Genomic DNA, 26,698 nt, shown 5'->3' with positions numbered 1-26,698 from the left:
TTATAAATCCCTTTCTTCAAAGTATTTAACCAAGATAAAAAAATCACTTACTTCACTGCAACCACCCCTTCAAAATATGATATTCACCATTTCCTTTGAAAAATCCTGCTTAAAGTAACCTGACCGTTAGTTTAAGAACATTTTTTCACAATCTCTATCATTATTTTAACATAAATTTCCATTTACCTTTTTAAAAAAATATAGTCCACCATTATTTGAGTGAACTATCTAAATTAAATTATATCTTTTAAATCAAACGATTTTCCAATAATCCCCAATCGTTAAACTGATGTTTTTACTGTTTTCTTTTTCCCTTCGTTTGTGGTAAATGGCATACAAAAGTTATAATGGGTTCGAATTATCGTTAAAGTCATTTGTGCGTATTTTGGATTAAAATTAGAATAGATATAACTTTTACCATCTCCACGAGCTATCATTAAAGGTCTTTCTAGACAACCAATTTAGCAATGGTTTTAGTATATAAAATAGCAAGAGTACATAAAAGTGCTTAAACATTTTAATAACAATATAAAAAGGGATGCTAAATCATATGTGATTTACATCCCTTTTTTGTTTGTTATTTTATATTTTCTCTCCCGTAACTGAACCCGTTATTTATTCATAGGAGTCTTTTTATACTTCTACGTTACTTTTTAAATGGAAGCATTCTTCCCTGCTTCAATTTCTAATGACTCTTCATGCCACCAAAGTGTTTCTTCAGGGTCTTCTTTAGCGATTAGGTGTGCTTCTTTTTTCGTTTCTACTGTAGGATATGAACCTTTTAGCGCACGCCCTGAAGTCGTAACAAATAGTACACTAAATACAACTAATCCAATAATACTTACACCTGCTAAATAAAATGCCGGTGCGAGCGGGTTACCAGTTGCATGAACTAAGTATGAACATACGAGTGGTGTTGTTCCACCGAATATCGATACAGAAATATTAAATGAGATCGAAAGTGCTCGATAACGTACATCGGTGAAAAAGAGTGATGGTAATAATGAAGGTAATGTTCCTTCATATACACTTAAGAAGAAACCTAGTACGAAAATACCTGCAAATATAGCTGCAATATGTCCGTTACCTATTAGTAAAAATGCTGGAATTGCAAATACAGTTAAACCAAGTAAACCAATTTGCACAACGCGTTTATTACCAATTTTATCACTTAACTTACCGAAATATAGTGCTAGTGGAATCATAAGTGCCATCGTAATAGAAATAATTAATAAGCCTGTTGTTTCTTCGACTTTAAGTACTTGAGTTAGATAAGAAGGAATATACGAAAGAATCATATAATTTGTAATATTAAAGAAGGCGACAATTACTGTGCTTAATAAGAAGTCTTTTTTGTGATATTTAATAATATCCATAAATGAAAATTGTTCATTGTCTTCAGATTCCTCTTGTGCTTTTTCCATCTCTTCAAAGATTGGAGATTCATCTAGATGACGGCGTAAGTATAAACCGACCAAACCAATTGGTGCAGCTACTAAGAACGGAATACGCCATCCCCAGCTGAGCATTTGCTCATCTGTTAACAATAACGTCAAAATGGTAACAATTACCGATGCAGCAATGTAACCTGAGAGTGTTCCAATTTCAAGACCACTACCGAGTATACCACGCTTTTTATCTGGAGAAGATTCTGCGATATAAACCATTGCACCTGAATATTCGCCGCCTGTAGAGAAGCCTTGAATCATTCGGGCAACTAAAAGTAGTATTGGTGCCCATACACCAATTTGTTCATAGGTTGGTAGTAATGCGATGAATAATGTAGAAAGTGCCATTAAAATAATAGTAGTACTTAACACGATTTTTCGGCCGTACTTATCTCCTATTCTACCAAAGAATACACCTCCGATTGGTCGAACGAGAAAGGCTGCTGCAAATGTACCGAATGTAAGTACAAGCTGCAATCCACTATTATCAACACCTGAGAAGAATAATTGACTTAAAATAACCGCTAAATACGCGTATAATCCGAAGTCAAACCACTCCATTGCATTCCCTATACCAGTAGCAATTACTGCTTTCCTGGCTTGTTTAGGATTGACAATATTAACGTCTTGAGGTTCAAAATTTAAATCATTATTTTGTTGCATATAATAAAACAGCTCCTTATTTAATTTAACTTCTTTAAGCACACCTTCTCTTATTGAATAAAATTAATTCGAAGCACTTAAGGAAAATTAACGTCTCCTTATCTGTTATTATTGTTTCACATAATTAATTATTTGTCCAATGAGATGCTCTCTATGTTAAGTAATTTACTATTTTAAAAGCTGAAAAAGCCGCTATTTTAGCGGCTTTTTCAGCTTTTTATATTTTTTATATTTTTTATATTTTTTTAAATACTTGCTGTAGCAGCTATGTTATGAACACAGGAAATAAACTCATAAGTGAATGCGTCAATTTCCTCTTTCGTAATAATATACGGCGGAAGTAATCGAATAATATTCCCTTGTGTTACATCGACTAACATCCCTTTATTCATTAACTCAATCTGTAATTTCTTCACATTTTCATTCGTGTCATTCACACTTATCCCAAACATCATCCCCGCATGACGCACTTCCTGAATATAATAAGAATTTTCTTTCTGAATGTCTTGCAGTTTGTCATTTAAATATAGTGACGTTTCATAAGCTTCTTGCATTAACCCATCATCAAGTAATGTATTTAATACAGTTAAACCTAATGCTGTTCCCATTGATGAATGAGCAAACGTTGTCCCATGATCTCCTGGTGAAAATACATCACATAACTTTTCACCTACAATAATTCCCCCTAGCGGTATCCCGCCTCCTGCTCCTTTACCGATTTGAATAATGTCCGGTGTAATATTAAAATTTTGATAAGCAAATAGTTTTCCCGTTCGACCCATTCCACTTTGAACTTCATCAACGACAAGAAGTACATTATATTTTTCACATAAATTTTGAACACCATGTAAATATTCACTTGATAAAGGATAAATCCCCCCGCTACCTAAAACAGGCTCTAGCATAATCGCAATTGGATTTTCTTTAATAATGGTTTCTTCTAATTGGTCTATATTCTCGCGCTCTACTTCATATACAGGAATAGATGTTTTAGGGAAATTTTGATATACCTTTTCTTGTCTCGTAAAATGTAGTGCCCCTAACGTCCTCCCGTGAAAACTATCTTTTAACACAACTACTCCATCACGCTCTTCATTCGCAATAAATCTATATTTATCAATTAATTTTAATGTCGTTTCTGTCGCTTCCGTACCAGAGTTTGTAAAAAAGACTTTTCCGCTTTTTAAAGTACAACCTACTAATTTCTTTGCATACTCAATTGCAACTGGGTTTAAAAAATGAAACGGTAAATGCAACGATTTCGCAACTTGCTCCATTGTCGTTTGTACAATTTTAGGATGATTATATCCTAATACATTTACTCCTACGCCAGAAAATAAATCTAAATACTCTTTACCATCTACATCATACAGTTTACACCCTTCTCCCCTTTCCATTGCAACCTCTGTACGACAATATGTAGACATCATATATTCTTTATCTAATTGAAACCAATCCGACATTTTATATTCCTCCTAGTTATTTTCCCTGTTTATTTATGTTCATTCTCTATAAAGTCATGTATAAATTCATTTTTTAGATTGAAATTTTCATAGTAATTTTCTTCCCGATATTCATTTTTCCATAATTTCTTCTATTTCAACAGGTCCACTACATGTGCATTTTTTTCATCTAGCGGTCTGTTACCATTTTGGACTGTGCTTGTCATACATAATCAAGGCTATGAAATCATATTTAGTAACAATGGACAAAAAAGATTTGGAGGCTATATAGATGGATGAAAACTATGATAAACAGGGGCAATCTTTACTAGGGAATGACTTTAATGAAAATAGAGAACGTAATGAACAAGCTATACTTCACTCACAAACAGTTGGTTCACGTGGACCTGTTCTAAAGCAAGATAGTGTACTTCACGAGACGCTACAAGAATTTATTCACGAAAAAATTTTAGAAAGACCTGTTCATGTAAAAGGATTTGGTGCGTTCGGTTATTTTCAAACAATCTATCCAATGTCTGAACATACTAAACTACGTTTTTTACAAAATTCTAATGCGAGAGTTCCTGTTATGGTGCGATTTTCATTAGCCGTTAGTACGAAAGGAACACCTGACACTTCTAGAAATGTACGCGGTTTTTCTACAAAGTTTTATACAGAAGAAGGCATTTTCGATCTTTTATGTAATCACATCCCTGTCTTTTCCGTTCGTGATCCGATTCGTTTCCCTGAAACGATTCAAGCGTTGTTACCTTCACCTATAAATAACTTAATAGACCCTAATAGATTTTGGAGCTTTGTCGCTAGAGCGCCTGAATCCATTCATTTCGTTGTCCATTTATATTCTGATGCTGGTACGGCCAAAAGTCTTCGCCACATCCCAGGACATAGTGTTAATACATATGTATGGAGAAATGCAGAAGGTCATCGAAAGTATGTAAAGTATCATTGGTACCCCTTTGAAGGTGTTCAATACATTACTAGTGAGGAAGCGAATAAACTGGCTGCTGAAAACCCTGATTATAGCGGGAAAGATTTATATGATGCAATTGCAAATGGTAAACCAGTAGAATACGGTTTATATGTCCAGCTCATGGATCCGAAAGATGAAGCACATCTTTCTTATGACCCTTTAGATGATACAAAAGTATGGGATGAAAAGAAGTATCCTCTTATACCAGTAGGCAAAATGGTATTAAATAAAAATCCTGAAAATTATATGGAGCAAGTAGAAAAAGTCGCCTTCTCCCCTTCTAATTTACTAGACGGTGCAGAACTATCAGATGATAAAATGCTGCAAGGGCGTGCTAACATTTACAGTGATTCTCAAAGAAGAAGAATTGGTTCCGAATTTCGCAAATTAACGATTAACCAGCAGCAAGATTGGACACCTGCTAATCAAATTACAACCGGTGAAGGAAGGTACGTTGAAGGTAAACTTGAAAGAACTTCTATAACGAAACAGGATGACTTTACGCAGGCTGGTGAATTTTATACGAAGTTACAGCCGATAGAAAAAGAACATCTCGCTGAGAACTTAGCTAGTGATTTGAAAGTTATATCCGATGATATTAGGGAGGTCGTTTTGGGGTATTTCAATCGAGTATCAACTGATTTGAAAACAAGCATTGAGACAAAAATGAAAGACCATTAAGAAGATTAAAACATGCTTTACGAATGAGAATTCAAATCTATATTAATTATTTTCTTGTCAAAATCCAATGAGATTATTTAATTTAAAAATATAAAGCCAATATATCCCTGTTCTATAATTAGAACAGGGATATATTGATATAGTTTAATTTTTAACATTACATACTTTATTTCGCTAAAAATGTAATAAGTTTCCTTTCAAAATGAATTATAGTAAACTATTTTACTTGTACCGTATAATTCCCTGTTCCACCACCATACTTATATACACTTAAGTAATATTTCCCTGGCTTTGCATTATAATTTCCAAGCAATTTGTTTCCATCACGTTTTGTTGCATAAGCTACATAATTATTTAGATCTGATTCAGAATATAATACCCAGTTCAGTCCAAGATTTTGTTCGTTCGTAACAGAAATTTGTAAATCTTTTTGATCCTTTACATCAATAACAAATTTATCCCCCTGATCTTGATCGCTCAAGGTTCCTCTTAACAAAATATTCAAAGATAGTGGGTTTGCTGTTTCAAATGAATTATTTGGTTCTTTTTCTACAGCCGTATCTTCTTCCGTATTCACTCCGCTAAACACAACATCATATTCATATTGCCCAGCATTATTTACACGGTAATTTACAAAATAAGCAGTCAATGTTTTATATCCAGTCCACTCTTTTCCTGAAAGACGTTTCAACATATCATTTGTTGCTTCATTCATCATTTTCCAGTCCTCAACTTCTCCTTTAGCCGCACTTCCTGTATATGTCCCCTGTAGTGTAAATGTATTAAAGAATTGTGATTTATTCTTTGTTACTTTCACATCTTTTAATTTCGCTTCATTCGTAATATCTGAAGTAATGTCCGAAAGCGATTTTGGATCATGCTGAGTTAAATACTCATCTGATACTTGTGGGATTGTATACTTATCGCGATTATCAATAAGCATTTGCATATAAGATTGATATTCTTCATTTAACTTATTATCTTTGCTTAATGTAGCACGGTATGCATCGTAACTTGAAACATCATTTGCGCGAATCAAATCATGCACTTTATCGAACATTTCAGGGCGCTTATTATACATATATGATTGCAGCGCAAACGAATAATTATAAAAATCCCACGTTCCATATTTCGCATTTAATGTTTGTGATGCTGTATAACGTTTTGCAGGATCATTAGATAACCCACCAATTATACTTTTTCGCGGTACTACACTATCTAATCGCGTTGCACCTGCAAAGAACTCTGCGTTTCCTTCTTCAAACCATGTTAAACGTTCATTTTGATACATTTCTCCTTGTCCCCATAATCCCTGAACTTCGTACCTTCCCTGTAAGTAGTGCGTAAATTCATGGCGGAACAATTCTTCCAGACTATAAATACTTTGCTCTGGTGTACGTTCATATGTAAAGAAAGTCCCTGTCCCTTCAATATAAATCCCACCATTATTCGTTTCATATCCGTACAGTTGACGATTAAATTGATACTCATCTGGGCTATTATAAATAACCATCGTTAACACATCATCAGCATGTCCACTTTCAAGTGGTTTATCGCTACCAACTGTACGATAAAATTGAGAACGCACCTCTTTTGCCGCCCAGTATAGACGTTTAATTTTCTCTTCGCTAACTTTATCCCCAGCTTTAAAGACAATTGCTCCATCATCAAACGTGTACGTTTTCGGTAAATATTTCTTTTTACCTTCTTCTCGAATTTGATCTAAATTTACAGTTTTTCCATTCGCATCTATTCCTCCATAATTTGTAGTAATTTGTTCTGCCGCAACAAAGTATTGCTCTCCTAAATATGGATAAATTCGCATTGCATCTGTAACAACTTGTTGTCCTTTTGTCGGCGTGCTATGAAGCTTGCCCAATCGGCCAGCATAATAAATTCCATTATTAATTAACCATCCGTTTTTATTTGTTACTGTACCAAGTAGTGCAAAACGATTTACTTCATTAATAAAGTTATCGATATTCCGAAACCACATCGTATCTTTTGGCTCTTTTCCAGTCGTGTACATATCCGTCTGAATATCAAAGTCAATTCCCTTCATCAACTCATATATAGCGTCTCCTTTTGTTCGGTCTTCAATGAAAGTCGCAAGATTATCATTATATTGTTTAAAAATTTCACCTGCATATAAAACCGTTTCAACATCTGCTGATGCATTTCCAATTAATTTTCCATATGATGCAATTACTTTATTTTGTTCTGATGTACCAAGTTTGAAATTTGGATTTTTTGCAATTGTTTTTAAAGCTGGTAAACATTTATCATGGTAGCTACGCTCATTTAGTTTGCTTAATTCATCATGGTAAAAACCTAAATAAAATGCTGCACGTAGAGCTTCTACTAATGTTTCAATCCCTTTTGAATCATCTTTCGTATAAGCTTGTCCTTGTTCTGCTAGTTTATTAATAATTGCTTGCATTCGGCTATCATCTTGATAGAATTTAAGACTATCACTATTAAACTGAAATAATTCCGGAATTTGATACCATTTAATTGTCACAAGAAGATCAGTTAATTGTTTGTTATTTAATTGATTTAACTCAGCCATCGAATACTTTTTTTCTTCAGCTAACGGTTTAATATTATCGGTTGGTGCTAGTGGACGCTGCGATAAATCCGCTAATTTTAACCGTTTTGTAAAAGATGCATTTTCTTGTACTTTTGAAGGGTGCGCCAATTCATCAACAGATTTCTGTATTCCTACCGGCTCCATTTGTAATACGTTCTTCACATTTTTCTCTTTTGTCTCTGCTTGAATTTGCAAACCATTACATGTTATTGTCACTAATCCAACACCAAGAATCCACTTAGAAATTTTCGAATATTTAACCATCCCATTGCCCCCTAATAACTTAAAAGAAAATTCAGAATTTTAAAATCAAAAAACCCACTTATTTGTATGTATTTACAGTTCCGCTATAAATACAACTATGATTAATAATGCAATAGTAGCTTATTTTATACTATTACGTGTACAGATTCCTTACATACAATCTCCCTTCCTTACATGTAATACAAGCAAAAACCGTGCCAATCATATTTCTTATGAATAGCCAACATTCTTTTATAAATACTGTAGAATAAAATATACATAGGTGTTTCGGCAATGTATAAATCATTTGACACAAAATCTAATGTTTATGAAGAACAAATTCATTGAATGTTATAAATTCATTAGGCAGTAAATAATCCCCAATTATTAAATCTCTCAAAAAAAGGTAAATAAACATATTCCATAAAGCTAATATGTTTGTTTACCTTTTTCTATTTCAAATCAACAGCAAAATATCGTTGAATAAAAACAGCATGAATAAGTATTTTGTTATTCATTTCTCTTTTTCAGATAATCTTTTTCACATTGCAACGGCTTAAATTTCACTTTTTTCCCTTTCTTCTTTTTCGTTTTTATAACGAGCCATTCCCCTTTTTCAACATCTAGTTTAAGGCGTTTCATTACATTAATATTATCTTTTTCTTTATAAAGTAAAAATGCTTCTTGCGCCCTCACAAATAAGCTGGGTTGCTCGCTAAATCCACCACTATCATAAATTTTAGTTAGCGAATTATAATAAGAATCATTTTCCTTTCCACCATACATCAAATGGGCAGCCTCTAGATCTCTTTTACTTACTTCCCAAAAACTATGTTCATCCATATTTAAATTAAATGTGGATTTAATGTCTTGTATTATATTCTTCACATACTTTTCATCTCGAATTTTCCTTTTTTCAAGACAATCAGAAGATAGCTCTGGTGCATCCGTTTGAGAATGTACAACTTGTTGAATAGATACACTTAATATAAATACACTTAATATATACAATATTTTTTTCATACTTACGTTTCACCTCAAGTAATTTAGATACTATATTATTTGAGGCTCACAATATTCTTATGCTAACAATGTGAAAGGCCCTATAAATTGGACTTTTATAGAGCCTTTCATATTAACATTGTTTTATCAAATTCACCGGTGAAGCCATTACCTTACTATTTTTCACATCATATAATCCTATAGGAGTTACCCGTATAAAAGGTAAGTGCGTCGCAGAAAAGAACAAAATGGTAAATGCCGGATCGTCATACGCGTAACCACGCTCTTGGAGTAGTTTCACCATCTGTTTCTCTTCCTGTATTAATTTATTCATTTTCAAATTAGACATAATCCCGAGTAATGGTAATGCGATTTCGTGTAATACTTCATTCTTTTCAGCTATTACCATTCCTCCCCCAATCTCTTTCACTCTATGAAAAGCTGTAAGCATATCTTCTTTATTCTTCCCAATAAGAATGATGTCACCGGTACCAGAATAAGAGCTAGCAAGACCACCTAGTTCTTTCGCAAACCCCTTTACAACTGTATTCACTCGCCAAGTACCATCACGAGCAATCATCATAAGAAAACACTCATCATGATCTAGAGAAAGTTCATCACGGTTTAAATCAATTTCAGTCGTGTATGGTTTAGTTATAACGTTATTTAATAATTGTATACCCACTTTTTGAGAAAAAATCATATCCTCTTTTTCTATAGACCAGTTTAATAATAATGGAGTTACTTTGAATTGACTCCATTCTATTCGTACTGATTCATTATTGTTTATTCCGTCACGCTTCACCCATTTTCCTTTTGCAATTACACTTATTGGAACCGGATTTTCTTTACTTTCCAAAATATTAATATTAGCTATTCTACCTGTCGCAATCGATCCATGTACATGTTCCATATTGTAATAACGAGCGATATTATAACTTGCCATATGATAAGCATCTATTATTGGCACTCCTTGTTTTATCGCGGTAGCTATCATTACGTTTGTCATTCCATTTTCATAAAACGAAGGATGTGAGCCGTCTGTAGTAAGAATAAATCTATCAAACTGCTTTACTCCTAGTTCCAACAATTCTTTCAGTAACACTTCTAAATCTGGGCGTATTGAAGAATTTCTTAGGGAAACCGTGTAACCTTGCATAAGACGAGTGAAAGCTTCCTGCCCTGTCATCGCTTCATGATCACAATCTGTACCTAACAGTTTTAACTTCGCTAAAGTCGTTTCAGATGCTCCTGGAAAATGTCCTTCCACTTTTTTATGTAATCGTTTCGTTTCCTGCAACCAATGTAACATTTCATCATCGCCATGTAATAACTTTGGCCACGCTGTTAGCTCGCCACCTTGAAGAACTGCTTTATGCTTAAGCCACTCTATTATGTCTTCACGATTAAATAAAGATTCCCCGTTTTGCAATTCAGTTTGTCCATCAAAACGACACCACCAATACATACTTGCTGGAATCTTTTCAAATTCATCTAATAAACGAAATGCTTCTTCACGTTGTAATGTGAAAAATAAAGTTAAATTATCATTAATAAAAGTCGTCGTCCCAAACTGCATCGCATAATTTGCTAACGTTTCTGGATTATATAATTGATATGGATGTGCATGCGGTTCTATGTAACTTGGAACTATATACTTTCCATCACAATCAATGACTTCACATTTATGTAGTTGCGCTGGCAGTTTTTCTCCTACATAAATAATGCGATCATCATAGATCCAAATATTTGCTTGCATCCACTCGCGCATATAGGAATTTAAATAAGTTGCATTCTTAAATAAAATATGCGGATTTCTTTTGCCATCTATTATTTCAACATGTTCTCTTAATTGCTTGTTACTCCACCTGAAATACTTTTGTTCCACTGTATTCAACTCCAATGCTATTTTAGTTACATTTAAAAATAATTAATCAACTAAAATATTTTCTATTCAAGCCCCGCAATACATACCCCTATTATATTTAATAATCATACAAATAACAATTTTCAGAATAACAATCGTTTTTATTGTTCACTACTTCTCCTTTTGAACATAAACATTTCTGTGCAGTTGTTTTACTTAAACCTTCGAAAGAATAACAACTATTTCATAAAGTAAAAAACGTGTCACCTTAATAAGATGGCACGTTTTTTACTTTGCATTTCAAATTATGATTAGTTCATACTATTTCGGAGCTGATTTATAAAGGCATGGGCTGCATTTGAAAAAACTTGATTCTTTTTCCAAACAATATTTAAGTTCGCTTCTAATTTAGGTTGTAATGGTTTAAAACAAAGTTTACTATTTCCTGACGTGTTAATTATCTTATCTATACATAATGCATATCCAATACCTTCTTCAACCATAAGTGCTGCATTATAAAGCAAATTATAGGTTGCGACGATGTTTAAATTATCTATACTTTCTCCAAACCATCCTGTTAATTCATTACTAACAGTAGATTGTCGTGAAATGAATAATGGTTTATCTATTAAATCCACTGGGCTAATAACTTGTTTATCCGATAAAGGACTATCTTTACACATTAATACACCCCAAGTGTCTTTAGCTGGCAATTGTGCATATTCATATTTTTGTTTATCAGTTGGCTCTATAACGACACCAAAATCTAATAATCCACTATCTAATTTACTCTTAATGTCATCAGCATTTCCGCTGTACAAATGAAATCGAATATTTGGATAGTCTTTTATTAATACTTTTAATGTTTTCGCAATAAGATGCATCGCTTCCGTTTTATCTGCTAAATCAACAATCTCCTTCGCCTTTTTAAATAAGTATTTCCCCTCTTCTGTTAATGAGATTTTCCTATTTCCTCTTATAAATAAATCTGTTCCTAATTCCATTTCTAAATCTTTCAGTTGCCTTGATAATGTTGGCTGTGACAAATGTAATTGTTTTGCAGCTGCTGAAATACTTTCTTCATTTGCTACAGCAATAAAATAGCGTAAAACTCGAATTTCCACGATAGTCTCCTTTTACATATAGCTAATAAGCATATGAATGTATTTAATATAGGTATTTGATATTGGAATCGTATCATTTTATGATTGTATTGAAAAGATTAGCGTTTTAGAGGGGAGTATAACAATGAATATGAAAGATTTTATAAATTTTTGTAAGGCCGGCAAGCCTATTTCAGGCGAGGATAAAGAATTACATGATCTACTAGTTCAATGTAGCTATGAAGCCCAGAAGATAACAATGAAATTAAATACATCTTATCATTCTAAAGAAGAGATTGTAGCGATATTTAGTGAATTAACAGATAACAACATTGATCCATCTTTTATGTGTTTTCCACCGTTTCATACAGACTTCGGTAAAAATATTACAATTGGAAAAAACGTATTTTTTTAACACTGGATGTTCCTTTCAAGATAGAGGCGGAATTCATATAGGAGACAATTGTATGATCGGTATGAATGTTACAATTGCCACACTTAATCACGGGCTAACTTTAGAAACAAGAAATACGACATACGCTTCCCCTGTTATAATTGGTGAAAATGTATGGATTGGTTCTAGCGCAACAATACTTCCTGGTGTTACAATTGGGAACAATTCAATTGTTGCTGCAGGTTCAGTTGTTACAAAAGATGTACCTGCAAACACCGTCGTTGCAGGGGTGCCTGCAAAAAGTGTGAAAGTCATTCATAGCAATTAAAAATATTCTAGATTTTTGAAATGCAAACAAGCTACTTTGATTGAAATTTGCTTTACTGCTTATATATTTATTTTATCGCTCTTGTTAAGAATTTTATTTCTCTTTGTGAGAAGAGAATGTACCTATATATTTTTCTATACCGCAATAAAAAGACTTATAGAATGATTCTATAAGTCTTTTACTATAAGGAATTAACCTATACCCATCGATTAACAAATTCAAAAACCAAAAGATTCGCCATAAATAAATTTCTAATAAATCACTATTCTCTCTAGTCATCAAAAAGTTCACAATAGTTGAGCAGTTCCTTTTACTGCCTCGTAGCCAAAATATATTCCAAACAGAATTAAAACAATGCCTGCTACTATAGAAATCCATTTCATTACTGTATGATTAATAAATCTTCTACCAAAATGAATAGATGTAGCCATAAATATATCCCAAAGCATAATCCCAGCAAAAATGGCTGCACTATACCATAAAGCTTGTTCTTTTCCAATAGTATTCATAGCACTAGTTAGAACTGATCCATATATCCCTATCCAAAAAATAATATTTAATGGATTAGAAATTGCGATAGCAAACCCCGATAGAAAAGATTTTAAAGGATGTTCTTTTTCACCTGATGAAATATATTGAACTTGTTTAGTAGCTTCTTTCATACTTTCATAACCCAAATAAATCATCGTTACAAAACCAAAAATCCAAATGCAAAGTTGAGCAACTGGAGTTGTTAAATAAGTCGAAATACCAAAGTAAATTAAAAACATCATTACAACATCTGCTGACATTGCCCCGACTCCTACTAACCATGCACTCAAAAAACCATTTTTTATTCCTTTATTTATTTGAGCAACATTAATCGGACCGACTGGTGCAGACAATGAAATCCCTAATAATATATAACTGAATATCATGCTAATCATTTTTCTTCAACCCCGTAATAGGACATCTCATTACACTTTCTTCATTTGTTTCTGGTAACATATATTGTTTCCATTCAAAGGTTTCTTTTATTCCGTAATCCCCTATATCTGGATGCATTGGAATATCATCATATGCTAACAAACGTTTTCTAATCACTTTCCGCACTTGTTTCCCTTGTTTTGTATCACCTGTAATATCATCCAGAGTACCTCGAGGTTGTAACGTAATTTCAAGGCCGGTTCCTGTATATCTACTTTTTCTTTCAGAATATATTGGAGCCCTACAAACGACAAATATAGGTTCACCACCAAAACAAAATTCCCATTTAGCATTATAAGGATCTATTGGAATTTCTGCATTCCATGGCTCCGGATCATTTCTCATTAAAAATTGTAATACATTCCAAAATTGTTTTTTGTATTCTTCAGCCAGTAATTGTTTATTAGCGGGTTTAAAAAATATTACTAAAGTAGTTCTCTTTGCAATTTGTTGATATGTTTTAATATATTCATAAATCCCATCTCTTAGTTTGAACAATTCATTTTCATCATAAGCCGATTCGGAAAATATATATCTAGACCAACCATGTTTCTCAGAATCCACTGCAAAATAACACGGAAATGGTTTAGATTGATCTAAAATGCTATCGTGAAAATTATTGAAAGATACAGTTTTCCACTCATCTAAAATCCCTTTATTTTGTTCTTCAATTATTCTCTTTTGATTGTATAAATACATTTTTGTAGTTGGCATTATTAAAATCCCCCTAATATATTTATGATTTTTTCTCATATAGTAAAATATCATTCTCAACAATATTTAAAATTTCATTTATACTTTTTGTAGGTATTTCAATTGTTATCTCAGGTATACCGGGAGATAACAAAAATTTATTATAGTTATAAATTTTTCGATCTATAATAAGTGTGATTTCATTTGAATAGCCAAATGGAGATACACATCCTGGAACACAAGAAGTTTTTTCTATTAACTCCTCGGCTGAACAAATAGAAATCCTTTTTCCAACCAACTCTTTCATAAGTTTTGAATCTAATTTTTCTCCTTCAACAGTTACAAATATGTAATAGTTATTTGATTTATCTTTTAAAAATAAACTTTTACTGGGTACACCTTCTAATTTAAACCTTTCTCTAATTTTTCTATCTGTTTCATAATCTAATATTGGTTCATGTGTATATTGTTTATACGATATAGCCGCTTCTTCTAACAGTTCTACTACTTGTTTATACATATTTATCCTCCCTTTGATTTCATTACACAATTTGAAAAGATAGCCTTTTCTATTGCTGTTCCCCCTCCCTATTCTTTTTCACAATATATTCAATTATAGTTTACGCAACAATTAACATTGAAATAAAATACATATTTGTAATATAAATGGAATTAAAATATAAAACCTATATTAATCATTAATTTCATAATAGTCAATCATTTAGACGCAAATCATAATTATCTATTTTTGTATACTTAATTCTATTTGTTATTAATTCATACATATTGTTTCTTTTGAAAAAGGACTTGTATATGTGTTCTATTTTTCATCTTCCAAAAATGTTTTGTTTTATCCTTCGGAAATGCGTCAACATTAATACGCTTTAAGATATTAATTCATACGATAAAAGTACATTATTATGTAAATTAAGGAAATACATTCGAATATTTTTCAACAAAAATCAGAATTTACTTATTATTAACTCTGAAATCTAGAACTACTTACCTTTGTATGTTCCAATATTTTAAAAATGTAAAAGTCACTATAAATAAGAAATATCAAATAAATATAATAGATTTATAGTAAAATAAAAAAATTTAAATACATCATTACTTTTCTTGTAACAGCACGTAAAAACCTCGAATCATGGGCAGTAAATCGCTCATGATTCGGGGTTTTTTTAAGACTATATTTTAATAACAATTAAATCGCATACAAGTCCTTATATACCTCTATAGTAGAACTCTTTTCATCTATTATTTCTTAAATTCAATTTGCATCATTTTATTAAACTGTGTAAGAATATCAACCGGACCTAAAGAGTTAACATTGACAGCAAATGTATGCTTGCCTCCAATTACTCCACCAACAAAAGTCATAAACCCAGGAATTGATCCTCCGTGCCCCCAAACTGAGACACCATTTGGAAGTTTCGTCTCATAGATCCCAAGGCCATATCCATCACCAAGACCTTTTCCTTCTATAGGAACTGTAGTAAGCATTTCTTTTAGCTCGCGTTCTTTCAATAAATTACCACCGAGCAAAGATGAAAAGAACTTATTTAAATCGTCCGCATCTGAAATCATATCTCCCGCTGAATTAGCTAAACTCGGATTATAATACGTCATGTCTTTCAATTCACTTGTTTCATCAATTTTCATATACCCTCGAGCATGATTCTTTCCTGGTATGACTGGTGAATTACCTGGTAAAAACGTATTTGACAAGTCCAAAGGTTCAATAATTCGCTTTTCAATTTCTTCCGCATAACTATTACCAGTTATTTTTTCAATAAGCATTCCTAGTATTACGTATCCTGTGTTTGAATACGACCAACCTTTACCTGGCGAAAAATCTGGAGGTAGAGCAAGTCCTATTTTCACTATTTCTTCTGCTGTATACGTTTTTTTCGAATTCATAATGTCAGCTTCTTTTGACTTTAAATATTCAGCTATACCACTTGTATGGTTCAATAAGTTGACGTATCGTAATCTTGATTACCATCATATCCATTTCCTTGAATGACGCCAGGCAGCCAGTTTTCAATAGTAATCGTCTAGCTTGCACGCGATTTTCTCCTACTAATTGAAGAACAGTCGTAGCAGTAAAAGTCTTCGTCACACTTCCAATCCGAAAACGATAATCTGATTTCATCGATTTCTTTGTACTTAAATCCGCGACGCCAGCATTATAACTACTAATTTTCCCGTTATTATACGTCTTAGCTAATACCCCCGGCGCTCCAATTTGGATTGTTTCCTGCATGACTCTTTTCCAGCCATTCCGATTCTTTTGATCATGTGCTTCTGACGGATTAGAAATATTTTGAGTAGACTCTGCTTTTACAGTAAAACCTGGAGTGAATAAAGTAGTACCCGCTAATAAAACTGCCAAACTTGCTAACTTAATGGAATAACTTTTTTTCATAAGGCTTTCTCTCCTCTATTCATATCGTATTGATTCAAGCTATACTTTCATCCTATATGATAAACCTCTCTTTTTTCTTATCCATTCCTTACGAAATACTTACGTTCAAAATTTGACGACCAGATGGGAAAAAGTAATGTATGAAAATAAAAAAGAACGTGTTTTCAATTTATGAAAACACGTTCTCTTACATACTTAAAACCCTATACCAACTTTTTATTTCATTCACTTTTACCATCCTGCACTAGCGTTCATGCCATTTCCGATAATAGTAAGTAGTAATGGCCACAGCACTGGTGCTAACGTAAGAAATAAATTTAGCAGTATAAGTATTCTATATCCCTCAGGAATATGGTGATTTTTACGATTAACAAATACTACAAAAACTAACAATATTATGGTCGTTACAAACAAAAGTAACACTAACAACCAATACCAAACCATTAAACTGAGACTCCATGGCTGTAATAGCTCGTGTACAATACCAAAGGTGATTCCCAATACTGCAAAACTAAAGGTAGTAACTGTTGCTTTGATAAACAATATACTTAATTTTTTATCGCATGCATACTTACAATATAAATCTATTAACGCGTATAAAGATAAAAATGCCATTAATACACCTACCCAAGACAATAACCAGTCTCCGCCTTCTCTAACTATCATAAACAGAAACCAACACATCCCTGCTGCAGAAAAAATAAAGGAAAGGAGTATGTTTTTCAATACCGGTTTCATTCTATTTTCACACCCTTACAAAAAATTTAAACATAAAGTGAAACTTTAATCAGTGTGGGGGTTTTTCATCCCCCACTGATTATTAGCCCTCACCAATCGGACTTTAATGGGCAGCCCGACCCCCACCTAAATTCTTTGCTTTCGCTGAATTTTGAGGTGGGGTCTTACTGCCCATTAAAGCGGGATAAATAATAATTTTTTATTTACATGCTACTCGTAATTGTTTTATCTCTTTTTCATTCTATATTGATGTAGTGAAGATAACCCCACAAAAAATTCAACGAGCAATATTCTACTAAGGCAACCTTTTTCCATTGGTATCAATATAAAAAAGCAAGTATACATTACCATATAATTAAATATAAGTAAACAAAATTAATTTACAGTTAATTTTGTTTACTTATATTAATGTCATCCTTTCCCGTCCCGCTCTATCCATCGTACAGCCTTCTCTACGTCTAACTCCGTATACGTCTTCTCTCCATAACGGACAGATTCATATATCGGAATAATATCTCGCGTTCTACAAATTCTGCTTAACCATTGTTGCATCGTTTCATAGGACCTTCGCTGTTCGTGAAATGGTAAAGTTCTTTCCCATTCAACTAACGTTTTCCTTATCGTGTCTTTAGGTAACGGCTGTTCAAACTGCTGCTTCACTTTCTTGTTCTTTTCGGTTCTATCCGTATTTTCTTTTGTTATCGATTGTATATCCTGTTCTATTTCTGATTTCTTTGCCTTTTTCCTCGTTAATTTATAAAAAGCATATAAAATGACCACTGCAATAACTACATAAAAAACGACACTAATCCATGAATTTGAAAGAACAGAGAATATGTCTCCCCATGAACTTTTCTTTTCGAAACCTTTAAATTTTTTACCCGTCTTTGTTCTTTCACCATTATATCCCACTTTTTCTTCTTCCAAAGGTGTTCCATAATCTTCAACCTTTTCGGTGTCTATCGTTTCCTTATAAATTTTTTCAGGTTTCTTTTCACTAAAAAAACGCTCTTTTACAATCACTTGTACATACACCACACCTTGTGATAAAGTTATTGCACTAATCGTAAAAAAAAGTATGATTAAAGCTCTTACACTCCATAATTTCACTTTCATATGTCGCCCTTTATTAGCCATGACATAAACCCCTTCTTATTCTTTTATTACAACCCATTTATTCGTTCTGCTGTATTTCCTTGGGGAAATACCAAGAATTAAAGGAACTGCATCCAATTCCTTTCGACGAAAACCTGCTGTGTAAAAATAAGTAGAAGATACAGGGGTATCTTGATCCGATATTGAGGCAAGTACTTTTAATACATTTTGCAAATGTTTCCGGTTATGACCGTTCTTAATATGCAATAATCCATTGTCTTTTACGCTATTGATCCATACTTCAAATGAACAGTTTTGTATGAGCAATTGTTTACATATGCCTGCCGTTAATTCAATGAGTTCCTCTGTATCTTTTCGCAAAGAAATACCGCTTTTATTTTGCAAGTTGAGATAAATCGCATATTTATCTGATTGTGTTCGCTCGTACTTTTTCGCGGTTATCGTCCCTGTTTTCGCTGTCGCACTCCAGTGGATAGAACGAAAATCTTCATTTTCATACGACTTCACTCCCATTATTTTCGTTTCATCATATAAGGGGGATGACATCGCTTTTCGAAATCCTCGTGACCATTCTTGTAATTCAGGAACTTGCATTTTCGGAACAGCTGGTAAAACTAAATAAGACGGCGTATTAACTTGTTTATATGTTATATGGTTCGTTATGAATCCAAAGGGATCAATAATGACAATTTCTACTTCTTCCCATTTCGCAATTCCTCTTTTTACAGCTACAGCTTGCAAATCAAATGAAACTGACTCTCTTCCTTTTAAATGTAAATCCATATAATAATTTGAACCTGTATTCGTATTTTTGTTTATTTCATCATGATTCCAAGTTAACTTATTTTCACATTTAAATCGAAATACGATATTGAAAATAGGGAATAACGACTTGTTTGAAATTTTCATTTTGCACATATTCGCTTCACCTATAAAAATGTTTGAATTCCCTTGACTGTATTCCCATTCAACACGAGACACTTTACGTATGTACACATGCATCGCACCTATTAAAATTACATATAAAAATACGAGAGATAATATAAGTAGATTACTTGAAAATACACATAAAATAACGGCTACAACTGACATAACTCCTATTACGAAAGGCTCCGCTAAAGGTGTATACACAAGTTGTTGATTCATCGTACATTCTCCACTGGCACATTAATCGTATGAAGAATTTCTTTCATGATTTGTTCTTTCGTCGTTTTCATCTCCCCTTCAATCGTTAACGTTAAACGATGAGCACAAACGGATGCAGCCAGTAGTTTTATATCATCTGGCGTACAATAATCTCTTTCATTTAATATTGCCCGTGCTTGAATCGCTCTCATAAATGCCAACGTCCCCCGCGGGCTTACACCAATTTCAATTAGCTCATGCTTTCGCGTTGCCTCAATGATTTCAAGAAGATAATCTTGCACATCATTTCCTACTAACACTTCTCTTGCACGTTTTTGCACTGTAATAATTTCTTCAGTTGAAATAATTGAATGTAACGTTTCTAACGGATCATTCGTTTGAAAACGATTCATCATCTCCTTTTCTGCTTCTCTCGTAGGATAGCCTTGACGTATAGTAAGTAAAAATCGATCTAACTGAGCATCAGGTAAAGGAAATGTTCCGGCCGATTCAAGAGGATTTTGCGTTGCAATAACTAAAAAAGGTTCTGGTAATGAATGTGTCTGTTTCGCAATCGTAACAGTACGTTCTTCCATCACTTCCAATAACGAAGATTGTGTTCTCGGTACAGCACGATTAATTTCATCCACTACTACTATATTTGCAAAAATAGGACCTAACCTCGTATTAAATTCTGATTTCTTCACATCAAAATATTCGAGACCAATAACATCTCCAGGTAAAGTATCCGCTGTGAATTGAATCCTTTGAAATTTAGCGTCTACACTTTTAGCCAAACTTTTCGCTAATGTTGTTTTTCCCGTCCCAGGTACATCCTCTAATAAAATATGCCCTCTTGCTATGAGAGCTATAGCTGCAAGTTCAATTGATTCATCTTTTCCTATAATAACCTTCGAAATATTGTTAATAATTTTCTTTAATGTACTCATATATTAACCTACCACCTTTAATTTTCTAAAAATTAAGAATATATACTTTCCAAATTATAACATATGATACAAAGTTGAAACAGAGCAACAAGCAAACTTATATTTTTTCTTTACTCCACGTAAAAAAAGCACCTATCGTCGTCTGTTGACAATGAAGTGCTTAACTCTCTTGATTTTCATATTGGGCATTTGACACCTTATATACATTCATTATTTTTCTATTTCACTCCAACTATCAACATCACATTCATTTAAAACCGCTTTCATTTCGTCCTTCTCAAATACTACTAAATAATTATACGGTAAAGCTAGCACTAGAATACTTGCAGGTTTCATTTTTAATAATTCGTAGGCGTATATAATTTCCAATCCTCCTGATACTTCTTCATTGATAGGACCTATATACCAACCCGAATCACCTTCATCACAATCTTATCGTTAAATTTTATTAATTGTCCCTCTATTTATATTCTCCTTCCATTTAACTAGTAACGCTTTATATAATCGTTCAGAACGTTTCTCGATCTTATCATTGGCATTTCCCATAAATTCAAAAATTCGGCTTTGAACAATTTGATTTTTTTCAATTTCCGATAGTTTGTGAGCCTCCTCTTTATTAAACGAATTTGGCAATGGGTATTCAAAACAATGCCCCTCCCATAACTCTAATTTATCATCAATAAAGTCTTGCATATAATAATCTGTTACGAAAGTATCGAAAGAACGGCCTAAAAAACTTTGTAGTGACATTAATGTTAAATCCCAATAATCTCTAGTTGCAATAGCACGCCCAACGTTAAATCCTTTAGGCAATAATGTCATATTTCCTATTGTATGTGTCACTGTAGCAAAACGCATAACATCGGGATGATTATTGATATTTTCATAATGGTTAAACACTTTTTCAGACAATAACCATTCATACCTTAACAGCTTTAAGGCATTATATTTAATTGCTTTAGGCTTCACACCACGATTATTACAGAATGCATTAAAATCATTTTCCCAAAATGACTTATCACTTGATAGCAATAAAAGCCGGTACGTTTGATAAAAGAATTCATAGTATCTAAATCTAAATTGTTCAAGTTTTTATTTTCGTATATTTTAGAATATATCTCTAAAACCAGATCACATCTATCACAGTCAAATTTTTCTTTTACAATGTTTAAAATTCTTTCTTGATAATCTTTTTTGTACAAAATAATTTTTTTACGGGATGTAATTCTTTTTGCACTTCAAATGATGGTGAAATATTTTTAAAATCAAAGTGATTTACTTCATTTTTATCTAATTTAATAAAATCTGCCAATCTCAATTCAACAGCCTTCTTTCCCTCTACTTTTTAGTAACTATACACCCTTTTTTCTCCAACGCCTGCATTGTTTTCAATTAACTAGTAAAATGTAATCTAACATTACATATGATGACACCCATTGCAATTTGTTCGTTATAAAACTTCCTCTACATCGACACTCTCTATCTTCACTTCATACATATTTGGGATGGTTGCTTCTTTTGGTACCCATGCATAATAATTTTGATCATTCTCTAACATAAATTGAACTAACTTTGTTTCTGATCCATTCCAGAAATTTTTAAGATTATCGATGTAGTCCTCTAAATCCTCTTTATAGTCCAATTGTAAAATATAATCTCTTACCGTCAAGGCAAACACGATTAAACTTCCTAATAGATTTTTTTGCTCATTTTCTTCTTCATACTCTTGTGGTAAGAGCCACACTTGACCTATTCCTATCGTTTTTTTGTATTTTTCATAAAAACTACTATCATCCATATTCTTATAATCATGTATTAATTCATTGACCAACGAATGCCATTTTGGAGGAATAATATTTTCCAATGCAGGATTATTTTCAATTCCTTCTACTATTTTCTCATTTTCTTCTGTCTCATCCTCAAAATGATATTCACTTAGATTTATATGCTTAAATTTCATTGTATTCTTATAATGCACCAAATCATATGGATAATGATTATTATCTTTTAAACTTATATCATCAAGTTCCAAAATTTTCGCAAGCGCTGCCGTTTCAAAGCTCCAATATCCTACATATCCAGGTTCTTTATGCGCATTTTTCCACTCATAATCATAATGACCTTTAAACCATTCTTTCTCCATATACGTTTGTAATCTTTTAGATGCTTCTTTTTTATCTATTTGTGCAAGTTCTATAATTTCTCTCGTTTTTGCATATGGATTTTCTTTATAATATCTGTTCGTCATGTTTGTGTATCCGATATCACTAGCGCATAAGAGGAAATCGATTACTGCGTCGTTCATATTTTTTTATCAACTATCTTTTTTAATCTTTCTAAATTCTTTTTATCCGTTTCTAATAATATTCCTAAGGAAATTATCCAAAGCATATATATATAACCAACTTTGCTAGTCTCTGTATGCTCTAAATCATCTATCGCATTATAAAAATATACTTCCATTTTACTAATGTCTTCTCCTAAAGAATACATTGCCCTAATGTCGTTCATCTCATGTATAAAATTCGATAAATAATTTTCTAATATAATACTTTTATTGTCATTAGGATATCTTTGAATACCATTTTTTTCATCTTCTTCTAAATTTCTAATCTCCTCTCTATTTTCTTTAATAAACTCTTTATGATATTCTATTCCTCTTTTACATTTTTCTTCTATACATAATTGATCTCTCATTCTATTTAATTCCTCCTAGTTTCTAAATTATGGCCATTCTCCAACGATGTTACCCTTTGCATCTATCTTAAATGTTTTAACCTTTCCACTACTATCGACTTTTGATAATACTCTTTCAACTTTACCTTTTTGCAAAGCTCTCGTAATCTGTTCTGCTAATACTTCATCTCCTTCAACAGCTTTCAATATTCTACTTTTTCCAGTTTCAGAACCATTCAACCAACCATCTGACATTTGTGGTCCATCTTTAGTTTTCCCCAATTGTGAACTACCAAACTTAGCTTCATCAATAACATATTTAATATTTGAATTTTGATTTGTATTTTCGTATAATCCATCAATTCCTTTTACTATTTTATCATTTATGCCTGATGGTGTACTTTTGCCGACTGGTTTCAAATCAAATCCAGCTTCTTTTAAACTTTGATTATTCAATAAATTGTCACTAGATTTTATTTCACCATAATTACCTTTTTGCTTATTTGTAGCTGTTTTTGCATCAAAATTATCTACAGTTGTGTTTTTGTTACTGCTATGTTTACCGTTAGCCGCACCTCCACCAGAAGACTGGATTTTTTGAATAGTATCCTTAGTATTTTGAATCGATTTATTCCAAACAAATCCACCATGTACAAAAAGACTTGCCCCAGTAGCTGTTGCTGCTATATCTAATGGAATAACAATTGGTGATGCCAATCCACCAGTTCCTACTTCTGCCACGATAGTTAAGAAATTAGATCCGCCTATGAGCGAAATAGCTTCAAACATTTCTACAAAAGACCCGGCTATTTAATAATATTGTCCTGCTTTTTCTAATGTTTCTTAACGTTAAAAAACATACTATGTAGCAGCAAATAAAGCCTATGTGTATGTGAAATACGAGGTACAAAAAAGAATTCGCTTAAATAATAATTTTCAATTTAAATCAACAAAAGAGACCTCAAATGTGAAGTCTCTCTTGTTGATTATTTTCCATAAGTAACTCGCCATTTATTTGTTTATTTTGAGACAGATAACATGGTTCATTCAAATATATATCCTAAAGAAAAAATTTTTCCTGCCGTCATAATCTAGTAGAATAGATTCAATTAATTCTTATTAATTACGATAAACTCACTAGGAATCTCATCTGCTAACCAAACTTTTTCATTTCCTAAATAAAATTTAACGCCTTCTTCTCTAGCTTTTTCAGTATTAACTTCTAAAATAATAGGATGCTTATCTTTTCTTTTCCCCACTAATTCAGCAGTTACAATATCTTCAGAAAGATGGACATATTGTCTAGACATAGGTGATAGCCCATTTAATTCAATAGAATTTAAAAAGCGAGGAGATGTACCATGATAAAGAAATTTAGGTGGAACGCCTTCTTCCTTTACTATTTTCATGGGAATAGAATGTCCATACAACGCATGAATTTTATTTTCTTTTAGCTCATGCCTTTTTTTCTCCGATTTCTCAATCATTATTTTTAAATCTTCTATCTTTACATCGCTCCATTCAATGGATTGATGAAGTGCGTGTAAAAGTTGCTCAACAGACACCCAGCCATTCTCATCTAACTCCAATTCGTATTCCCACGGAGCATGACGTAAAGCATAAGATACTTCTTTACTTAAATTTGTATAGAATTTTTGTTTATTCAATTTCTTCACTCCGATTGTAATCAATCATTTCTTTCATAGCAACTTCGACCCACTCCCAAAAATCATCAAACTCTTTTCTTTGTTCAAAACCTTCAGAAGCAAAATCATGAATAAGTTGAACTTTACTTCCTTTGCCAATTTCAAAACACGCAATATCATCGTTGTCATCTCTTCTAGCAAAAGGAATTAAATCTCTTTTTGGATATCTTTCCTTTAAATCATGATACCTTCTAGTAGCCTGTTCAGATTCAATTAAATACCATACATCAAAATCAACTAAATTCAATTCCACGATTTTTTGGTAAGATTCAGGATATACATATATATCTTTATCAACGTAATACTTTTCCATAGCTATAGCACTTCTTTCTATTTCATTTTTTCTAACTCAAATGAACCCATTGGATTATTATTTCTAAAACTAGTCTTTTGCTTTAGAATTCTTAAGTCTAGAGCTTCCCCCCAAGTTTTAGGTACTCCCTTTTTAGTTGTAAATCTATCAATCAGATTTGCTGGAAGTGGATCATTATAGTTTCTAATAGTTGCTTGAACTTCTATCCCAACCTCTCTAGCTGCAGCAATATTGTCTTCCTGCTCTTGTAAGTTCAATTGTTGTTCTTGCAAAGTAAATTGTTTCATCTTGGTTTGCCAGCTTGTACTTCTATAATCTCTTGAGTTCGTCTCATTGTTTCTTTAAAGAATCGACATTGATTTCTATTAGATATCCTAAGTACACTCATACTCTCATCTGCCTCTTATTCTTGCAACCAATTTCGTGCCACTGATGAACACCCTTTACAGGTGTTAAAAACATAGAAAAACCTTGAAAAGCATATATGCCAATCAAGGTCTCAGTTTATATACCACCTATTATTTACATATTCCACTTTCCCATACTCTTTTTCCGTCAGTTAAAAACACTGCACTTGGCGGATCATCATAGAGAGAAATTTCAACCAATGAACTTTTTTCTTGTATCAACCAATTATATACAATACCTTCGTTAGTAGAAGGTTGAGATAAAATATGATTTACTTGAAATGCTGTTGCATAATATTCTGCGTATGCGGGGTCATCATCATCTAATCCATTGTCTGTCTCATAAAATGTGTCTGTTTTGCCTATAATTCTCAACCCACTGTTCCACTCTAATATGATTTCTACACCTTCATGCTCTGTTAATGTTTTAAATAAAGAATCTGCTTCCATAGACATCCTCTTTCTTAATTTTATTCTGATGGTTTTGCTGGTACTATATGGGCACCATCTTTTCCATAATGTATCATTCCTCTATTAGTCTCTATATATTGTCCGGTCACAGTGTCATAGTATTTACCTATTGGTTTACCAAAGTCCACTCTTTCTTTATTTTTGGTAACAGTGGTTCCTTTTCCGGCAAACTTATCAAGCAATTCTTGCGCTATTTTATTATCACCATAGAAAATGCTCTTATTTTTTCCATTTGCTAATTCTTGTTTATAGTTCGGTGTATCAGGAATATGCTTCTCTTGAGCACCTGACTGTACTTTAACTGGAAATCCATGTACTTCTCTGTAAATCCCTATAGGTATGGACTTCTTTTCTCAT

23 protein-coding genes and 4 pseudogenes are annotated in these 26,698 nt (G+C 32.7%); 3 read left to right on the top strand and 24 right to left on the bottom strand.

Going from position 1 to position 26,698, the window contains the following annotated elements:
- Window positions 1–653 precede the first annotated feature (653 nt).
- Window positions 654–2,111 carry an MFS transporter gene (locus JFU02_RS00670; protein ID WP_001186930.1) on the bottom strand — a complete coding sequence of 486 codons (1,458 nt, stop codon included), beginning with the start codon at window positions 2,109–2,111 and terminating at the stop codon, window positions 654–656.
- Between the two features lie 245 nt (window positions 2,112–2,356).
- A complete protein-coding gene (locus tag JFU02_RS00665) occupies window positions 2,357–3,574 on the bottom strand; it encodes an aspartate aminotransferase family protein (RefSeq protein ID WP_086407394.1) in 1,218 nt (405 codons plus the stop codon).
- Window positions 3,575–3,845: 271 nt separating this feature from the next.
- Here JFU02_RS00665 and JFU02_RS00660 point away from each other — a divergent pair, with 271 nt between their 5' ends.
- Complete coding sequence (locus JFU02_RS00660; protein ID WP_097960323.1) at window positions 3,846–5,225, top strand: catalase; 1,380 nt, start codon at window positions 3,846–3,848, stop codon at window positions 5,223–5,225.
- 217 nt (window positions 5,226–5,442) lie between these two features.
- Here the strand turns inward: JFU02_RS00660 and colA are convergent, their stop codons facing one another.
- The 4 genes from colA to JFU02_RS00640 form a co-directional block, all read right to left on the bottom strand.
- Complete coding sequence (colA, locus tag JFU02_RS00655; RefSeq protein ID WP_201069426.1) at window positions 5,443–8,079, bottom strand: collagenase ColA; 2,637 nt, start codon at window positions 8,077–8,079, stop codon at window positions 5,443–5,445.
- Between the two features lie 489 nt (window positions 8,080–8,568).
- A complete protein-coding gene (locus tag JFU02_RS00650) occupies window positions 8,569–9,081 on the bottom strand; it encodes a hypothetical protein (protein ID WP_086407392.1) in 513 nt (170 codons plus the stop codon).
- Window positions 9,082–9,193: 112 nt separating this feature from the next.
- Window positions 9,194–10,948: an adenine deaminase C-terminal domain-containing protein gene (locus JFU02_RS00645; protein ID WP_061666967.1), complete on the bottom strand. Its 1,755-nt coding sequence runs from the start codon at window positions 10,946–10,948 to the stop codon at window positions 9,194–9,196.
- A 290-nt stretch (window positions 10,949–11,238) separates the two neighbouring features.
- A complete protein-coding gene (locus JFU02_RS00640) occupies window positions 11,239–12,051 on the bottom strand; it encodes a LysR substrate-binding domain-containing protein (protein WP_201069425.1) in 813 nt (270 codons plus the stop codon).
- A gap of 124 nt (window positions 12,052–12,175) precedes the next feature.
- Between JFU02_RS00640 and JFU02_RS31875 the strand changes: the two genes are divergently transcribed.
- A complete protein-coding gene (locus JFU02_RS31875) occupies window positions 12,176–12,445 on the top strand; it encodes an LbetaH domain-containing protein (protein ID WP_242488005.1) in 270 nt (89 codons plus the stop codon).
- Complete coding sequence (locus JFU02_RS31870) at window positions 12,363–12,752, top strand: DapH/DapD/GlmU-related protein (RefSeq protein ID WP_346656149.1); 390 nt, start codon at window positions 12,363–12,365, stop codon at window positions 12,750–12,752. The genes JFU02_RS31875 and JFU02_RS31870 overlap by 83 nt, the downstream gene beginning before the upstream one ends.
- A gap of 287 nt (window positions 12,753–13,039) precedes the next feature.
- Here JFU02_RS31870 and JFU02_RS00630 read toward each other — a convergent pair whose 3' ends face one another.
- From JFU02_RS00630 to JFU02_RS00550, 18 genes and pseudogenes are all read right to left on the bottom strand, one after another.
- Entirely contained in the window at window positions 13,040–13,678 is a 639-nt protein-coding gene (locus tag JFU02_RS00630; protein WP_000624898.1) for a LysE family translocator, read from the bottom strand.
- On the bottom strand, window positions 13,671–14,432 hold the full coding sequence (locus JFU02_RS00625) for a YqcI/YcgG family protein (RefSeq protein ID WP_061666965.1): 762 nt from the start codon (window positions 14,430–14,432) through the stop codon (window positions 13,671–13,673). Before JFU02_RS00625 ends, JFU02_RS00630 begins: the two co-directional genes overlap by 8 nt.
- Before the next feature lie 22 nt (window positions 14,433–14,454).
- Window positions 14,455–14,931, bottom strand: coding sequence for a YbaK/EbsC family protein (locus JFU02_RS00620; RefSeq protein WP_000278060.1), 477 nt, complete (start codon window positions 14,929–14,931; stop codon window positions 14,455–14,457).
- A gap of 737 nt (window positions 14,932–15,668) precedes the next feature.
- Window positions 15,669–16,839 (bottom strand): annotated as a pseudogene (locus JFU02_RS00615) (serine hydrolase domain-containing protein).
- Window positions 16,840–17,070: 231 nt separating this feature from the next.
- Window positions 17,071–17,577, bottom strand: a complete 507-nt coding sequence (locus tag JFU02_RS00610) for a DUF3902 family protein (RefSeq protein ID WP_061666964.1) — start codon at window positions 17,575–17,577, stop codon at window positions 17,071–17,073.
- Window positions 17,578–17,988: 411 nt separating this feature from the next.
- Complete coding sequence (locus tag JFU02_RS00605) at window positions 17,989–18,714, bottom strand: hypothetical protein (RefSeq protein ID WP_061666963.1); 726 nt, start codon at window positions 18,712–18,714, stop codon at window positions 17,989–17,991.
- Window positions 18,715–18,729: 15 nt separating this feature from the next.
- On the bottom strand, window positions 18,730–19,839 hold the full coding sequence (locus JFU02_RS00600; RefSeq protein WP_061666962.1) for a DUF58 domain-containing protein: 1,110 nt from the start codon (window positions 19,837–19,839) through the stop codon (window positions 18,730–18,732).
- Window positions 19,836–20,768: an AAA family ATPase gene (locus tag JFU02_RS00595; protein ID WP_086407390.1), complete on the bottom strand. Its 933-nt coding sequence runs from the start codon at window positions 20,766–20,768 to the stop codon at window positions 19,836–19,838. The genes JFU02_RS00600 and JFU02_RS00595 overlap by 4 nt, the downstream gene beginning before the upstream one ends.
- A 210-nt stretch (window positions 20,769–20,978) precedes the next feature.
- A pseudogene (locus tag JFU02_RS00590) lies at window positions 20,979–21,197 on the bottom strand (immunity protein Imm33 domain-containing protein); the annotation flags it as partial.
- Between the two features lie 9 nt (window positions 21,198–21,206).
- Entirely contained in the window at window positions 21,207–21,800 is a 594-nt protein-coding gene (locus JFU02_RS00585; protein ID WP_242488007.1) for a hypothetical protein, read from the bottom strand.
- A 136-nt stretch (window positions 21,801–21,936) separates the two neighbouring features.
- Entirely contained in the window at window positions 21,937–22,086 is a 150-nt protein-coding gene (locus JFU02_RS31865; RefSeq protein WP_223285840.1) for a hypothetical protein, read from the bottom strand.
- 132 nt (window positions 22,087–22,218) lie between these two features.
- A pseudogene (locus JFU02_RS00580) lies at window positions 22,219–23,465 on the bottom strand (PoNi-like cognate immunity protein).
- A gap of 27 nt (window positions 23,466–23,492) precedes the next feature.
- Window positions 23,493–24,254 (bottom strand): annotated as a pseudogene (locus JFU02_RS00575) (hypothetical protein); the annotation flags it as partial.
- Between the two features lie 299 nt (window positions 24,255–24,553).
- Window positions 24,554–25,111: an RNA 2'-phosphotransferase gene (locus JFU02_RS00570; protein WP_061666959.1), complete on the bottom strand. Its 558-nt coding sequence runs from the start codon at window positions 25,109–25,111 to the stop codon at window positions 24,554–24,556.
- Window positions 25,104–25,463: a hypothetical protein gene (locus tag JFU02_RS00565; protein ID WP_061666958.1), complete on the bottom strand. Its 360-nt coding sequence runs from the start codon at window positions 25,461–25,463 to the stop codon at window positions 25,104–25,106. Before JFU02_RS00565 ends, JFU02_RS00570 begins: the two co-directional genes overlap by 8 nt.
- 17 nt (window positions 25,464–25,480) lie before the next feature.
- Window positions 25,481–25,750, bottom strand: coding sequence for a hypothetical protein (locus JFU02_RS00560; protein WP_046959811.1), 270 nt, complete (start codon window positions 25,748–25,750; stop codon window positions 25,481–25,483).
- Between the two features lie 231 nt (window positions 25,751–25,981).
- Window positions 25,982–26,320, bottom strand: a complete 339-nt coding sequence (locus JFU02_RS00555; protein ID WP_000387012.1) for a hypothetical protein — start codon at window positions 26,318–26,320, stop codon at window positions 25,982–25,984.
- A gap of 20 nt (window positions 26,321–26,340) precedes the next feature.
- Window positions 26,341–26,610 carry a polymorphic toxin type 50 domain-containing protein gene (locus JFU02_RS00550; protein ID WP_276565418.1) on the bottom strand — a complete coding sequence of 90 codons (270 nt, stop codon included), beginning with the start codon at window positions 26,608–26,610 and terminating at the stop codon, window positions 26,341–26,343.
- Window positions 26,611–26,698 lie beyond the last annotated feature (88 nt).

It is taken from the genome of Bacillus sp. TH13, from assembly GCF_016651175.1.
GTDB classification, from domain to species: domain Bacteria; phylum Bacillota; class Bacilli; order Bacillales; family Bacillaceae_G; genus Bacillus_A; species Bacillus_A thuringiensis_S.
This window is presented reverse-complemented; position numbering and strand designations above follow the sequence as displayed.

Bases quoted from the DNA above. Each gene is read 5' to 3' on its own strand.
- JFU02_RS00555 (WP_000387012.1), bottom strand. From the start codon at position 26,320: ATGGAAGCAGATTCTTTATTTAAAACATTAACAGAGCATGAAGGTGTA.
- JFU02_RS00660 (WP_097960323.1), top strand. From the start codon at position 3,846: ATGGATGAAAACTATGATAAACAGGGGCAATCTTTACTAGGGAATGAC.
- colA (WP_201069426.1), bottom strand. From the start codon at position 8,079: ATGGTTAAATATTCGAAAATTTCTAAGTGGATTCTTGGTGTTGGATTA.
- JFU02_RS00565 (WP_061666958.1), bottom strand. From the start codon at position 25,463: ATGGAAAAGTATTACGTTGATAAAGATATATATGTATATCCTGAATCT.
- JFU02_RS31875 (WP_242488005.1), top strand. From the start codon at position 12,176: ATGAATATGAAAGATTTTATAAATTTTTGTAAGGCCGGCAAGCCTATT.
- JFU02_RS00560 (WP_046959811.1), bottom strand. From the start codon at position 25,750: ATGAAACAATTTACTTTGCAAGAACAACAATTGAACTTACAAGAGCAG.
- JFU02_RS00650 (WP_086407392.1), bottom strand. From the start codon at position 9,081: ATGAAAAAAATATTGTATATATTAAGTGTATTTATATTAAGTGTATCT.
- JFU02_RS00665 (WP_086407394.1), bottom strand. From the start codon at position 3,574: ATGTCGGATTGGTTTCAATTAGATAAAGAATATATGATGTCTACATAT.
- JFU02_RS00620 (WP_000278060.1), bottom strand. From the start codon at position 14,931: ATGTATAAACAAGTAGTAGAACTGTTAGAAGAAGCGGCTATATCGTAT.
- JFU02_RS00630 (WP_000624898.1), bottom strand. From the start codon at position 13,678: ATGATTAGCATGATATTCAGTTATATATTATTAGGGATTTCATTGTCT.
- JFU02_RS00670 (WP_001186930.1), bottom strand. From the start codon at position 2,111: ATGCAACAAAATAATGATTTAAATTTTGAACCTCAAGACGTTAATATT.
- JFU02_RS00595 (WP_086407390.1), bottom strand. From the start codon at position 20,768: ATGAGTACATTAAAGAAAATTATTAACAATATTTCGAAGGTTATTATA.
- JFU02_RS00625 (WP_061666965.1), bottom strand. From the start codon at position 14,432: ATGCCAACTACAAAAATGTATTTATACAATCAAAAGAGAATAATTGAA.
- JFU02_RS00605 (WP_061666963.1), bottom strand. From the start codon at position 18,714: ATGGCTAATAAAGGGCGACATATGAAAGTGAAATTATGGAGTGTAAGA.
- JFU02_RS00610 (WP_061666964.1), bottom strand. From the start codon at position 17,577: ATGAAACCGGTATTGAAAAACATACTCCTTTCCTTTATTTTTTCTGCA.
- JFU02_RS00600 (WP_061666962.1), bottom strand. From the start codon at position 19,839: ATGAATCAACAACTTGTGTATACACCTTTAGCGGAGCCTTTCGTAATA.